The sequence below is a fragment of the Acidicapsa dinghuensis genome, assembly GCF_025685685.1.
Taxonomy (GTDB): Bacteria; Acidobacteriota; Terriglobia; order Terriglobales; family Acidobacteriaceae; genus Acidicapsa; species Acidicapsa dinghuensis.
In genome coordinates this window covers 121,340-134,660 of sequence record NZ_JAGSYH010000001.1, presented here as the reverse complement: position 1 = coordinate 134,660, position 13,321 = coordinate 121,340, and the positions used below count along the sequence as shown (strand labels likewise).

At 53.1% G+C, this 13,321-nt stretch carries 13 protein-coding genes; 5 read left to right on the top strand and 8 right to left on the bottom strand.

Going from position 1 to position 13,321, the window contains the following annotated elements:
• Nucleotides 1-95: 95 nt before the first annotated feature.
• Nucleotides 96-1,226, top strand: coding sequence for a cysteine desulfurase DndA (gene dndA / locus OHL22_RS00500; protein ID WP_263332103.1), 1,131 nt, complete (start codon nucleotides 96-98; stop codon nucleotides 1,224-1,226).
• 75 nt (nucleotides 1,227-1,301) lie between these two features.
• Nucleotides 1,302-3,044, top strand: a complete 1,743-nt coding sequence (locus OHL22_RS00495) for a ParB N-terminal domain-containing protein (protein ID WP_263332102.1) — start codon at nucleotides 1,302-1,304, stop codon at nucleotides 3,042-3,044.
• A 975-nt stretch (nucleotides 3,045-4,019) separates the two neighbouring features.
• On the opposite strand, the gene OHL22_RS00490 is transcribed toward OHL22_RS00495, so the two are convergent.
• The 3 genes from OHL22_RS00490 to OHL22_RS00485 are packed head-to-tail and all read right to left on the bottom strand — an operon-like array spanning nucleotide 4,020 to nucleotide 4,736.
• On the bottom strand, nucleotides 4,020-4,370 hold the full coding sequence (locus tag OHL22_RS00490) for a hypothetical protein (protein ID WP_263332100.1): 351 nt from the start codon (nucleotides 4,368-4,370) through the stop codon (nucleotides 4,020-4,022).
• 31 nt (nucleotides 4,371-4,401) lie between these two features.
• A complete protein-coding gene (locus OHL22_RS24955; RefSeq protein WP_377819868.1) occupies nucleotides 4,402-4,635 on the bottom strand; it encodes a LysR family transcriptional regulator in 234 nt (77 codons plus the stop codon).
• Nucleotides 4,572-4,736: a hypothetical protein gene (locus OHL22_RS00485; protein WP_263332097.1), complete on the bottom strand. Its 165-nt coding sequence runs from the start codon at nucleotides 4,734-4,736 to the stop codon at nucleotides 4,572-4,574. Before OHL22_RS00485 ends, OHL22_RS24955 begins: the two co-directional genes overlap by 64 nt.
• A 300-nt stretch (nucleotides 4,737-5,036) precedes the next feature.
• Between OHL22_RS00485 and OHL22_RS00480 the strand changes: the two genes are divergently transcribed.
• Entirely contained in the window at nucleotides 5,037-6,926 is a 1,890-nt protein-coding gene (locus tag OHL22_RS00480; protein ID WP_263332093.1) for a radical SAM protein, read from the top strand.
• A 132-nt stretch (nucleotides 6,927-7,058) separates the two neighbouring features.
• Here OHL22_RS00480 and OHL22_RS00475 read toward each other — a convergent pair whose 3' ends face one another.
• On the bottom strand, nucleotides 7,059-8,036 hold the full coding sequence (locus OHL22_RS00475; protein WP_263332091.1) for a hypothetical protein: 978 nt from the start codon (nucleotides 8,034-8,036) through the stop codon (nucleotides 7,059-7,061).
• Between the two features lie 646 nt (nucleotides 8,037-8,682).
• On the opposite strand from OHL22_RS00475, the gene OHL22_RS00470 reads away from it, so the two are divergent.
• Both OHL22_RS00470 and OHL22_RS00465 read left to right on the top strand, forming a co-directional pair.
• Nucleotides 8,683-9,495 (top strand): tetratricopeptide repeat protein, encoded by an 813-nt coding sequence (locus tag OHL22_RS00470; protein WP_263332089.1) that lies wholly within the window; start codon nucleotides 8,683-8,685, stop codon nucleotides 9,493-9,495.
• Nucleotides 9,496-9,512: 17 nt separating this feature from the next.
• On the top strand, nucleotides 9,513-10,151 hold the full coding sequence (locus OHL22_RS00465; protein ID WP_263332087.1) for a hypothetical protein: 639 nt from the start codon (nucleotides 9,513-9,515) through the stop codon (nucleotides 10,149-10,151).
• Between the two features lie 423 nt (nucleotides 10,152-10,574).
• On the opposite strand, the gene OHL22_RS00460 is transcribed toward OHL22_RS00465, so the two are convergent.
• From OHL22_RS00460 to OHL22_RS00445, 4 genes are all read right to left on the bottom strand, one after another.
• The gene (locus OHL22_RS00460; protein WP_263332085.1) at nucleotides 10,575-11,297 is read right to left on the bottom strand and encodes a site-specific integrase; all 723 of its coding nucleotides are present in this window, start codon (nucleotides 11,295-11,297) and stop codon (nucleotides 10,575-10,577) included.
• Nucleotides 11,298-11,511: 214 nt separating this feature from the next.
• Nucleotides 11,512-11,856 (bottom strand): hypothetical protein, encoded by a 345-nt coding sequence (locus OHL22_RS00455; protein WP_263332083.1) that lies wholly within the window; start codon nucleotides 11,854-11,856, stop codon nucleotides 11,512-11,514.
• A gap of 293 nt (nucleotides 11,857-12,149) precedes the next feature.
• A complete protein-coding gene (locus tag OHL22_RS00450) occupies nucleotides 12,150-12,803 on the bottom strand; it encodes an SGNH/GDSL hydrolase family protein (RefSeq protein WP_263332081.1) in 654 nt (217 codons plus the stop codon).
• A 172-nt stretch (nucleotides 12,804-12,975) separates the two neighbouring features.
• The gene (locus OHL22_RS00445) at nucleotides 12,976-13,239 is read right to left on the bottom strand and encodes a hypothetical protein (RefSeq protein ID WP_263332079.1); all 264 of its coding nucleotides are present in this window, start codon (nucleotides 13,237-13,239) and stop codon (nucleotides 12,976-12,978) included.
• Between the last annotated feature and the right edge of the window lie 82 nt (nucleotides 13,240-13,321).

The window sequence follows — 13,321 nt, the reverse complement described above, 5'->3', positions numbered from 1 at the left end:
CGTCAAAATCGTCGAAAGAATTATTGTATGTCAAAATGAAACAAACAACCACCCTGTTGTGCGAAAATGTATGTGTTCTTCTCGGACGGTCGCCAATGAGTGTTTATCTCGATTGCAACGCAACGACGCCCATGGATTCCGCCGTTCAGTCCACAATTCTGCGGTTCATGGCGGAAGAATTCGGAAACAGTGGCAGCCGAACCCACGAATATGGCAACCGCGCCAAAGTGGCAGTTCAAAAGGCTCGTGATCAAGTGGCGGAAGCGATCGGCGCGGACCGTAACGAAGTCATCTTCACAAGCGGTGCAACCGAAAGCAATAACCTAGCCATATTGGGGCTCGCACCATTCGGTGAACGATCAGGCAGGCGACACATCATTTCAACGGAAATTGAGCACAAGGCAGTTCTGGAGCCTCTGGAGAATCTTCAGCGACTCGGATTCGATGTGACACTGGTGGCGCCCGAGCCTGGAGGGTATGTGAATCCCGACACGCTACGACTGGCGCTTCGCCCGGACACTCTACTGGTTTCGGTCATGCACGTAAACAACGAAACTGGCGTCATGCAGCCGCTCGACGAGATCTGTTCATTGCTCGTGGATCATCCTGCCTATTTGCACGTTGACGCGGCACAAGGGTTCGGGAAGGCAACCGCACAACTCAGAAATCGTCGGATCGACCTTATAGGTTTGACCGCGCACAAGATTTACGGTCCAAAAGGAGTCGGTGCGCTAATTGCGCGTAGACGGGGATTTGATCGTCCGCCGCTTGCGCCCCTAATGTTCGGCGGAGGTCAAGAACATGGAATGCGTCCTGGAACTCTGCCGGTTCCTTTAATTGTCGGCTTTGGACTGGCCGCCGAACTTGCCGACAAGGGAGCTGGACGTTGGCACGAAAAGTGCCTTGCCTATCGATCGCAAATGCTGAGGGGCCTTGCTTCATTGAATCCTGAATTGAATGGAGATCAGGGGCGGGTTCTTCCGAACACTGTCAGCCTGTCCATTCCAGGTCTCGATTCCGAAGCGTTTATGTTGGCAACAAAAGGCCTGATTGCTGTGTCGAACGGCTCTGCATGCACTTCTCAAAGTTATCAGCCAAGTCATGTGTTAATCGCAATGGGATTGGGCAGAGACCGAGTTAGTAGCACTGTCCGTCTTTCATGGTGCCATCTGACGCCTCCGACAGATTGGGATGAAGTGGTCGCAGCTCTCAAGAGGGTTCTCTGAACGCGAAATGCTATGCCCTATACTGTTGATGTGATTGGTCTAAGGTTCCTCTGACCCTCAGACTTGGAGACAGTTATGGCAAGTGGGCACTTCAGCTACCCCGCTCTTCTTGTGCGCCAAGGTCCCGATGCACCTCCGCTTGTACTGTTCTCGGCGTCGGCGGTTGAAATGGACCAGTGGGTCGGGATTCCGCAAAAAGCTAAGATGCTGGAGGGCGAAACGCTTGGCTTCCAGCGCGATAGCAATCCCTCACGTGTTGAACAAATTGCCAGGTTCTACGGCGAACCGCGAAATGTCATTCACAATCCCTTGCTTTGCGCGATCAGGGAGGCACTTGACGTAGAAGTATCGTTCAAGCCGACTTCGAAGCCGAGCGGGGAAAGCCGCCTCGCGATTCCTGGGAACCTTACGATCAAGATGCCAGATCGGAGAGACCTGCCTCTTGTGGATCTATTGAATCAAGCTCGTGTCGCGCTTGAGAAACGCGTGCCTGAGCTCGCCAATCATACCCAGCCAACCGAGCTGATCGCGAAGTTGCGTAAGCAATACGACGCTCCTGGCCAGCTTAGCGACGAGGACGAAGAATCGGATGATGACTTCGATGAGGATAGTGTGGACGAGGCTGGGAACGGACCCACGTCGCCGGAAGAGGCTCTTTTCGAAGAGTCCCATATTGGAGACTTTTGGTGTCAGCTCCGAGCCCGCGAAATTCTCTTGGGACAACTCGGCGATCAGTTTCATGATGAGACATTTCTTGGATTCGGTCGCGAGGCAGTCGAGGCATACCTTCGTCCAATAGTGTTGGTTGATGGGCAGCACCGACTCTTGGGTGCCCTAAAGGCAGCACGGGACTCGGTAGACGAGGATCCAAAGGTAACCCCAAGAGTTGCAGCCAGCTTGAGGTCAGGTACGTCTCGTGAAGATATCGCCAACAGGCTGCTGATCCAAAGGGCGCGTCGACTTCCAATCTCGATGTTGTTGGATCCTGCGCCTGGCGAACATGTCTTCCAATTCGTGGTGGTGAACCAAAAGGCGACACCAGTCCGTCCAGCACTGTTGGCGACCATCATTTCGACCAGCCTGTCCGAGGCAGAACTTGAGCCGATCACCGAGCGACTTGAAAATGCTGGAGTCCCCCTTAAGAGCTCGCGGGCAATCAGTTACCTAACCAAGAATCCCAAGAGCCCCTTCGCGAATCGAGTCACGCGAGGCCTTTCGGAAGAGGGGGCCGATCTCCTTCCATGGACTGTCCTTGGCCAGCTTGTTGCAATGTTTCGAGATTTAAGGGGCGCAAAATTCTTCCATGACGGGAAAATGGACTACGCAGACATATGGCGCAGACGCTTCCTGACCAATTCAAAGATATTGGCCAACGATTTCGAAGATAGCAAGGAAGCCCACAGCGCCTGGCGCGTCCCCGATGGGCCTTGGAGAGATGTGTTCATCGCCTTTTGGTGGGCCGTTCGGAAGAAATTTGGGGATTCTGAATCTCAAGAAGCCCACAATTATTGGGGCAAGCCGCGCACTTCTAACTTGTTCAACAAGCCGTCCCTTCTAACTCTTGCCACGGACTTTTTTGCGTACTTAGTGCAAGCGCGAAAGACGATCGATTCAGCGGAGGGCGTGAGTGTTCTTGTCGATGAATGGCTAATCGATGTAGACCTTTCCTATTTTGCGCGAGACTGGAAGTTGGTAAACGTCAAGAAGGACTCCTCCGGAACGAGAAAACAATGGTCGAAACTCTGGTATGGGTATCGACAAGATCCGAAGAGTCTTCCCAACATCAAATCGTTTTCGCTCATATACAAGGAATCGTAGGCGTCCGTGTCACTGGAACGAATCAATCAATACCTGACGAGCACACCTCATGGACCAGCAAGTATCTGGCGCATGAGCGACTTGTTAACGATTTCGGCAAATGCATTCCCTGATGAACTGCTTTGCCGAAACGACACGGTCTTGCGAGCCGACATATTTGCACTCTGGTTTCGCTGGTTCACAGAAGGACTTTGTAATCCACTGCACTATGTCAGGGATGAAACAAAAACCATTGTGGACATCATGGCTGACACGTTTTCTCGTGTCAATTTGATCTTTTCGCATGAGCCAGAGCCAGAGCGAATGAAGCTGACTGAACAACTTGCGATTCACATTATGGCGGAAGTCACGCGCCAACGACAGTTGGGACGGACGCACGCTACACTCGCCGAGAAACAGGAGCTCATCGACGACTCTGGAGACAAACCGAGATGTTGGATCTGTGGGTTCGCCTTCGGCAAGGACGCTATTGATAGATTCTTGAAGAAACGCAGTGGAATTCTGCTCGATCCTCTCGAATTCGTTGATATTCTCATGCCCCGCGGCCTATCCTCACGCGACATTAGCATCGAAGTGGAACATAAACTTCCGGTAGCCAGTGGGGGCGGCGGAAAAGACAACTTAGCCCTTGCGTGCGGTTGGTGTAATAAGAGTAAAGGCGCCCGCACGTCGATCTACGACGCTGATGCCCGGGCGCCCCGCTGTTCATATACGTTAGGTCCACATACGTGGCACGAGCTCCCCCACCCCTTTTGGACTGTTCGCCTTTTGGCGACTCGCGGGAAGTGCGAATTTCATTCAGGCTGCTCGGCAGATGTTACCAATGCAGAACTCTTCATAGCACCCAGCGATCATCGTGGATCACCCAATCCATGCAATCTCCATGTTTTTTGCGGTCAACATGATCCGTACGCGACTCATAGGTTCTATGGGCGCGAGGTCGTGAGGCGGATCTGGGATGATCGAGCTCGCGCTTCAACGTAGTGGACCGTCCTCTGCAGACGAATCCGTGTCGTGCATCGTCAGAGCGCATTGCCGATAGCTTGAGTTGTCGGAGTAGGGTGAACAAACTCGGCGGGCCGACGTCTTGCTCAATTGCGCTCCAAGCATATGGCCTAGCCGTGCATAGTCATCGGCAAATACGGTTACATCGTGACTTGCGCGGGATACTGACACATAGCCGAAGCGAGAAATAAGCACAATGCCTTCCTGAAGGAATTGGGTTTGCCATTGTTGCCGTAGTTCGTGATCCAAAGCCGCCAGCAGATGGTAGCAAGTAGTCTCACCCGACACTGTTTGGAATGACTTGATACTGAATGTCGCCAAACGTGTTCCAAGCGGATTTGACCTGGCCCGTCTACTGTTCACATTCGCGGATTTGAAGAATGGTTTCGTCGTGCTCTTTGATCGCATCTCGCGCGTACTCTACGAGAAGTGTTCCAGCCGGCGTAGGGCTTATTGTTGTCCATTGTTTGCGCAGAAAGATCTGAAAACCAAGTTGCTCTTCGAGCATCTTTATGGTCCTACTCACGTGCGACTGTCGCAAATCGAGCCGATCCGCAGCGCGAGAAAAGCTACCTTCATCTGCGATGGCAACAACAAATCTGAGATGACGAAGCTGAAGAGAATCGGACATAACGGCAGACTCGCGACAATGAAGTTGGGCCGCGATGCGCCAAAAACCGCGCTCATGCCGCACCCCTGTTTGATACAGAGTCCGATCCTCTGAATCCGTTGTCAATCGGGTACCTGTTGGTGCCCGGTGGATAGACGGTTGCCCCTGTACCAACGAGTTCTTTGGGCCTACAAGCAGCCATGAGGCTCAACTCGCAATTTCGACCGCACAAATGATAGAGTCATATGCACGCGTCGACGCGGGCTTGCCTGCAGTACGATTCACATCAGCAGCTCGCATTCGCGAACGAGACAATCCAAGCAAAAGCAAGAGGTGAGACAAGCTAAGACCATCCCACAAGCGAGGACATTCCCCCGATGAGCATCCTTCATGTCTCCTCAAAAGCGGCGAGTGCTGCGTGGTCCGCAGCACAGTTTGTCAACAAATCCCTGCCCGAATCCCAACTGCCAACACCTAGTTGGTCAAACTCCCCACTCCGAAAGAAAAAAGAACGCACTTTCCCGCCTCTCGGTCCACGTTGGACCCGCTCGGTTTGTCCGAAATGCCTGCTCGAAATTCGGAATGACATTCTTCATAACGGCCTGCCTGAACATAGCCTGACAGATGAAACCGCAGCCGTAGAAGCTGAGGTTTTGGAAGAAGCAGGTAGAGTTCTCCTACGCAAATCCTGCGATCGTCACGGGCCGCTCGAGGACGTGCTCGCGTCGGACGCGCAGTTCTTTTGGAAAATGGAGCGTCTTTACCCTGGATGTGACTACGAACGATCCGATACAGACGCACATGGCATCCACGCTGTTCGTTATGGTCGCGGCTCCTACGTCTTGGTCGATTTGACGACGCGCTGCAATATGAAGTGTAGCCCTTGCTTCATGGACGCAAATCAATTGGATCATGTATATGAGCCTGATTTGCCGGAAATCAAAGCCCTATTGGACCATGTCGCATCTGTTCGACCGAAGCGGGAGTTCAACATACTCTTCTCTGGCGGAGAGCCAACTATTTCTCCGCACTTTCTTCCGGCAGTTGAGTATGCAAACAGCATTGGGCTGAAGCGGCTGCACGTCGCAACAAATGGCATTAGATTCGCCGAAGACGTTGAATTCGCACGCGCCGCTCGTGCAGCTGGCCTGCATGGCGTATTCCTTCAAATAGACGGAATGACCGAAGAGAAAAATGCCCACCGCGGCATCGCCAATTACGTTGATGTCAAGCTGAAAGCAATTGAAAACATCAACGCGGCGGGCATGCGGGTCACACTGCAAGTCACGGTGATAAACGGGGTGAACAATGACGCACTCGGATCGATCGTTGAATTCGCCACCAAGAACAGCGGCAGCATTTTTGGCGTCCTGTTCCAACCAATCATGTTTTCAGGGCGAGATGAAGAAGTCGATAACGAGACCAGGTATCGGAAGCGGTACACACTGTCACAGCTTGCCAGCGATCTTCAAATACAGACTGAAGTCAACTGGGAACCGCTCCGCGACTGGTGGCCGATGGCCAGTTACAGTGTCTTTAGTACTTTTGCGGACATGCTCCAACCAAATCGTGACCGAGGAGCGGTTGTTGTAAATTCCCATCCCGACTCTGCTGTATTTAGTGCAATCATCGTGAATCGGGAGACCGGAGAATGGCATCCGATTGGATCGTTTTTTAACGTTGAACAATTCCTAGGAGACCTCGAACAAATTATCGACGCTGCCCGCGGCCCCTTACTCTCACGAGCGCAAGCGCTTTTCTCGGTCTTGAGGAACCTCGATGTTTCCAAGGCTCCGAAAGACCTCCGTGCAATTGATTTGTTTCATGTGTTCCAGCAATGCATGGTTCGGACTGCATCCGTTGGAAGTGATTTGTGGTCGACACGACTTTATGACAATGACCGGTGGGGCATCATGTTCATTGGCGGAATGTGGTTCCAAGATCTATTCAACTATGAACTGCCGAATCTCGAGACATCGACGGCGGTCGTCGCAGATGCAGGCCTAGATCCTACGCGTTTTGTCGGCGCGGAAGTTGCATTTGCGTTTAAGAATGCCGGTGGCTGGCGCCAGATTGTCGAAGCAGTGCGTTGCGCTCCGTCTTTAGCCAAGTGGCATAAAGAACGTGGCCGACACCGCATTTTCGCCAATCGTCAGTTCGTTCCAATCGAACAGCTTGCTGCATCCAGATGCGCCAAAGAATGGGCGTGTTCAAACTCCGAAACCGTAACCCAGGCTTCACAAGAAGCCGAGATCATCTCTCACTGAGTTGGAATCACAGCCTACCAAAATGTGCCCTCTTCAAGTGGCGGCCTGATAGTCAGCAGGCTGCCACTTTCACTAAGAGCAACTTGAACGGTGCCTTCAAATCACTTGGGGAGCACCAGCTCCGCATTTCTTTTACTTATCGGTGTTGCGCCTCATCGCTGTCCCAAGCGCAGTGCGCCATTTTTCAGCCATGTCACGAGTGAGGCGATCATGCAGCTCGAAATAAACTCTGCTCCTGCTGCTCGCTTTCGCTTGTTTGGGTAACCTGTAGATGTAGAACCGAATTTTCGGCTTAAACCGTATGTCAGCGTACACGTCAAATCCATCTCCGTGGAAGACGTAGCTATTGTTCCGGCCCTCTACTACTTTCGCTAGGCCGAGCTGATTTACGCGTTCTTCGGCCTTCGCAAATTCCTCAGCGTTCCGAACTTCTGAGAGAAGATGCAAGTCTTCATCGAGGAGCAAACCGGGCATACGAGGAGCGAGCCGGTAAAGCTGCTCGCACTCACGTCTTTCAGTGCGCTCCTTCGCGCGGATCTCGTGAACTCGCCGAAACCATTCGTCCGTGAGATCTTCTTGAATGAATGGTTCTCTCCCTGCTGAATAAGGGCTCCGTTGGCCGATGCGATAGAAATGCTTCTCCGCTGCTTCGAACTGCTGGTTCCTCCTTTCGCCAAGCCGAAGTCCGGGGGCTAGAGCCGCCCTGCCAATCGCAGCACTGAGGGCTGGAAAGAAATTCACGAAATCTGAGCCATCATCAATTTCTTGGAGATGGGCTTGGCCTCGATATTGCGCCGCAATGCTTTCAGCAAGGACGTCTTCCGAATCATAAAATGCGTTCACCACTCGTACGCCCGCGTTGGTTAAGGTGTGGCGAATCCAAGAGTATGACTCCGAGATGCCGAAGGTCTCTTGCAAATCGATGAGAACTAAGCCGATCGAGTGCCTTTCGAGGTCTGCGAGCAGTTTACGCAATTGCGGAAAATCATCACGGGGATAAAGCGGCTTCGAGCGTGGATAGTTCAGGTCAATGTAGGTATAGCAATCCCCCAAAACTAGGCGGAATTCATCCTTCGATCCAAGCAGTGATTGGTATCGCTCAATTCGCATCCGTTGGAGTTCGATCGGCCTCGGTTCGCGCAGAGGTCCGTGGCCAACGAGGTATATAGCCCAAGCGGTTCTCGATGCGGTTTCGCTCATATGCTCTCGGTAACGATCTATCGCAGTTTGGCCGAAGCTGCTTACGTCCGGCAATACCGGCTCGATGTTTCAACTGATGATCCTCACTGGCGTGCGCGCGCGTTGTGTCGGTGGCAGTATGCCGCACTGAACTCCAACGATTGCGTTTCACACTCCGCCTCGAGGCATGGAAACAGCGGAACGGCATGGCGGAAACATGGCGCCTCGCGTTTCGTTTCCAACACAACAGGCTCTTGGAACACAGAACAGCAGATTCGTAGTGCATCGCAATCCACCGGCTCCGCCAGAGCCGCATCCACGTATTCATCGACGAGCTGGCTATACCCGGTCTTCATACCGGATTTGATGCCAATAGTGAAGGATCAGGCAATAGTGCTGGAATGTTCTTGGAGTGCTGAACTGAAGGACGGTGACTCAATTGCGATTCTGAGTTGAATTGCCCGCCTCTGTCGTTTTCTGGGCAAGCTGTCTATACTTCTCTCAGCCCGGACAAGCTCGCAGTAAACATCAGTGCTTCGAAAAGTGTGCGCCGCAATACTAAGCCGAGGGAGCCGACATGACCGAAAACGCAGCTGAGTATTGGTATCATAGAGCACTCACGCTGACCGACCAATCGCAGTACCTAGAGTGCTTCCAATGTCTTGAGCGAGTGGTGTCTACCGATCCGGCTCATGTGCAGGCAACGTACGCCATCGGACATCATTATCTCCATGGCCATGGCGTCCCTCAGGATTCACCAACCGCAGCCAAATGGTTTCGGAAGGGGGCCGAACTGGGATTCCCACCTGCCCAGGACAAGCTCGGCACAATGTATGAGCACGGTATTGGATTGGCGAAGAACTGGAGGGAAGCTGCTAAGTGGTATCTGAGCGCCGCAGAAAAGGGACACCCTGACGCGCAGTATCACCTCGGTGTCCTCTATGGTAACGGCCAAGCATTTCCGGTGGATCATGCCGAATCAGCAAAATGGTGCCGCAAAGCTGCAGAGCAGGGACACCGGGATGCTCAATTCACGCTGGGAAGAATGTACACAGTCGGGTTCAACGGCGTTCCGCGCGACGCTCAGGAAGCCTCAAGGTGGCTCTCAAGATCAGCAGAGCAGGGCGACGCTGAGGCACAATTTCACCTGGGTCTCCTTTTCGAAGAGGGCGATGGTGTCGAACAGGATTTGGAAGAAGCGGCACGATTCTTCAGCTTCGCCGCCGAGCAAGGACACACGAACGCGCAATGGGGACTGAAGCGCATAAACATGACGCTGGGTAGATACACCCTTTCCACAGAGCCTCTTCCTGATGAGGATGAGTTCGAGTTCAATGTGCGTCGCATGATTGAATCAACGCGGTTCGAACGTCGAAAGGAACCCAAATAGCATCATCGATTCGAGCCATGCCATTTGATTTCACATTACGACCGCCTCGACCCCAAAAGAGCGATCGGCTTTTTCGGCGCGATCAAGTAGACGATCCGGGTAATGCTCGTCTGAGATCGGCTCCAAATGCCTACACGCTCGGCTATCGGCGCGCGGCTGACCGCCTAGTGCAATACGCTATGGCCAATCAGGCCGAGTGCAACACACTGGCATATCCAATTGTTTTCCTATACCGACATCATATCGAACTAGCGCTGAAAAGAGTCATTTATTGTGTACCCGGCGTTCTGAGGCGTGAGCTGACAAGCCAAGAGCGTGAGCATCTCGGGAAACACAAACTAGATCTGCTCTGGCACGATCTGGAACCGATATTTGAAAGCATTTGTGAAGCTGTTGGCTGGGAGAAGCCAAACAGCGCGGACGTAGAGGGCACACGCGAGTATATCCGCCAACTATCTGAGGTAGACCCAATTTCCATGACCTTCAGGTACTGGGCGTCAAAAGATGGTAATCCGTCGCTGCCGGCGAACCTCGATGTGTTTAATATTCGCCACTTCTCAGAAATGATGGGGCGGCTTGCTGATTATCTTGAGGCCTTGGATATAGCGACAACGGCGGCTGACCAAATGCTCGACGACCTTAACAATGCATATTGATGAAGCAAGGTTAAGTTGCGTCTTTGGCACTAATCCCTGAGCGCCTAAGAAGTGTGGTGCGGGCGGAGGGACTTGAACCCTCACGGGGCTTGCGCCCCAACGGATTTTCTTACCATCTGCGGCTTTCGCCGCGCTGCCGGAGAACGCGTCCAAGGGACGCTCCGACAGTTTTGTGGTCTGGACTATACCTTCACCGTAACCGTTCGGTCCGTCGCCGTTCGGCGGTAGGTGCTGCCCGTCTAGTCTCTACACCTTCCCCTCCGGAGTTCTCCGTCGGGGCTTGGCTCGGGGTTGCCATTTCAAAGGGTTCCCCGAATTTGAGCAGTTCTGCATCGCCGATTTCCCGACGAGCACTCAAGTTGCGCTTAAGTCCGGTGCGTCTGCCGATTTCGCCACGCCCGCATGGTCACCTTAAGTATAAGGCTAAGTGCCGGTGCGAAGTTCCTTTGCCGCCTGCCTCGCAACCTTCTTCTTCCGCGTGATATTGATCGCGGCCGCATCAAGCCTGGTTTTAATGTGGGAGGCATAGAACTTCTCGATCATCTCGACAGAAGTCCTGCAGTTCTTAGCAATTTGGTAAATATCGGCTCCTTCCATCAGGCGCAGGCAAATATAGGTATGGCGGAGGCTGTACGCTGTTCGCGCTTGGCCATCTCGATCAGCTCTCAATTTCTCTTCGTCGAGAATCGTCTTAAACAATTCGCGCTGCCATTTAGGAAAGAGCAGGTCCGTAGGCTCAGGCAAGCGAGTCTCCTTGTTTGTTCCTCCTCGTCCAGGCTCGTCGATTCGCAAGGGGCGTTGGCGACTCTTTAGGCGCTCGAACGGCCTGACCGCGCCCGGCATGCTCTTGCAATAGCCAACGCCTCGTTTACCTCTCACCTCGATCTCAAGGATCTTTTCGCCGGTGGCGTCGTCCTTCACAACACTGACGTCGCGGAATTGCAGCCCCCACGCCTCATCGGGCCGTAGCCCGGTGTTCACCGCGAATAGCACGTAATCGTGCAGCTGTTCACATTCCCATTTGAAGCGCGCCTGCTTCGGCTCATTCGCGCGCCGGCGCGTCGCCTCGTAGAGCTTCTTGTACTCCTCCGGCGAGAACCACGCCCGGTGCACGATCTTGCCGGAAGTTTTGTAGGGTACCGACATGTCGGGGAGGTACTCGATCCAACCGTGTCTCCTGGCCGTTTTCAGTACCTGACGAATACAGACGATCTCCTTGTGTACCGTGCTCCGCGCCGGAGTGCCGCCTGTCTTGCAATTCTGCGCGCGCCAGATGCGGTATTCCTGAATGACGCCGGATGTGATTTCGGTCAGGTATTTCTCGCCCAGAAATGGAAGGATGATACCGCTCAGTTTCGACTCATGCTGATTTAGCCAAGTCGGGCCGCGCTGGCCCTGCGTGAGGATAGGAGCCTCTTCGAGGAATTTCGCAGCGGCTTCCTTGAATTTCTTGCCTTGCCGTCGGGTATTTTTTTTCGAGAAGCCCGGCGTGCGCTTTGCCGCGCAAGGCGAGATACCAATCTTCGGCGAAGTCCTTCGCTCGACCGAGGCTGTCTTCGTGCGTTGAGACTCGCCAGTTGCGCCCGTTAAGGAAAGTCGAGCACTGCCAGTTGTCGCTATTTTCGCGGCGGTAGATGTTGACCTTGCCGCCCATGGTTTTGTGGGTTTCTGCTTTGGGTTTTGGGCTTTCTAGGGTTTCGGACATTGGTAGCTCCTTCGCGCCTCAAAAATGCCGTGCACATGTGTAATTGTGTAGCAGATGTGAAATAAAAAGTAAAGCTACAAGCAATTGATTTTAGACATTTTATTCATGCATAACTTGGATTTTAAGTCCGCTGCGTCTGCCGATTTCGCCATCCGGGCTGAGTTGTTCGAATCATGTGATTTCTACACGGCTGTTTTTTAGGGCCGGTTTCTCAATTTCGATACTGGAATGAGATTTGCCGGTAATGCAGATATATCTCTGATCTCCAAACAATGGCTCACGTATAGCTTATTTTACCGCGCCTGCGCTTTGGGCAAGCGGTTCATACTGAGTGCTGCACGAATCTGTGCGGCCGCCTGGTCGCCTTGAATTTTCGATCCTGCGTCATTGAAATGGATGTCGTCTTTGTAGAGGTCTCTATGCTCCATCATCAAAGCATGCTGGTCATCCAAGGAAATTTTCGCCGATGTGATGAGAGCAAGGGCGATCTTGTTGCGCTCATCCACGCGGGCGTTTGTCGGGCCAACTTCTTTGTCTATGCGCACAGGCGTTGTGCTGGCCCATATGAGGGTGCTGGATTCCAAAGTCAGAGCACGGACAGTCCGCATGAACGCCGGAAAAGCAGCTTTATACTGCGCCTCAGAATAACCCCAGCCATGCATGCCGTTATTGAAATGCACAACCTGGAACCTTACGCCCTCCATCGTGGCAAACTCAGCGATCTGGTGCTCGATGCGTGGATCGCCTACGCAGGTTGAGGAAGCCATCAGGTAAACATTGGCTACCCCGGTGAGATCTTGTGTCACCTCTGGAAAGTAGTTGCGCGTAATCGAGTCGCCAAGCAAGAGGACATTCGGAAGTTTGGCATCCGCGTGCGCGGGACGCACCTCCCATGTCCATTCAATCTCTTCGGGAATCTTTGCCGCGTCTTGCGCGGCCAAAGACATAGCAGATGCAAATCCCAGAAAAACGAAACCAAGCGACACGCACAACCGAAAACAAAAGAGCTTCAAGAGACTCTTATGCACTGTAACCTCAAATTTGGAAAACGTCGAACACCTTGAATGATACAGGCACAGCAATGCAGCGAGCCTTACTGATCTATACAGATGGCGCGAGCTATTGTGGAGCGCGGTAACGGATTGTCTCGCCATCGAAGCCGAATTCTGCTGAGCAATTGTCGCCGCCGCAGATCATGGTTTCGAATCCGTGCAGTTGCCGTCGAGTGATCAGGCCCACGGTGCCACATCCGGGACATGCAAGGACAGCGACGAAAGGATTGCCGCCTTGCCCTACGGCATTCGGACCTTCTAAAAGGAAGACCGTGCCAGGTTCCATCTTCTCGGGAATCCATGCTTCGAGGAACTGCAATTCAGCCGTCATTCTGCCCTCCGTTGGGTGAATTCGACCTGCTATGCGACAAAAGGTGAGCCGCAGTCTTGCGTATCAAGCACCTACCTATGCA